Below are 470 nucleotides of genomic sequence, written 5' to 3'. Positions count from 1 at the left end.
AGTTACTCACCGTGGTCGAACGGTACGGCGCCACGATCCTGCACCCCACCCTGCAACGACCCGACAACACCAGCATCGGTCTCGGTACCTACTGGAAGGCCACCCCCTCCCAGCGAGGCAAGCCCACCGTCGGCCCCGCGCGCCTCTGGCAGGACATCACTGCCGATGCCGTGCGTGGTGCCGCCGCACTCGCTGACCCCACCACGGCCGTCACACGAGTCGACGACACTCTCGGCGAGCTGATCTGGGCACCTAACCTCGCCGCCGCCCGCCCCGTGTTCGCCAAGGCGAGTAAGCGCTGGTCACCGCAGCAGATGCGCGACAGCCTGGCCCACGTCGAGCAGATGATCAAACGGGTACCCGACCAACCCGAGCTGAGCCGCTACGCCCCGGTCCTCGAGTTCGGCGCGACCGACCACGCCGACATCGTCTTCGATTACGCCCTCGCCGACACGGCGGACCGACCCGCC

The 470-nt window shown here is 68.5% G+C and carries 1 protein-coding gene; it reads left to right on the top strand.

What is annotated here, in order from left to right:
* On the top strand, positions 1-470 hold a 470-nt coding region (locus tag ACLQ24_RS30250; protein ID WP_425895140.1), incomplete at both ends, for a hypothetical protein.

This window comes from Micromonospora sp. DT4 (assembly GCF_049841675.1).
GTDB lineage: Bacteria > Actinomycetota > Actinomycetes > Mycobacteriales > Micromonosporaceae > Micromonospora.
Note: the sequence above shows the minus strand (reverse complement) of the source record. Positions and strands in the feature narration are given on the sequence as shown.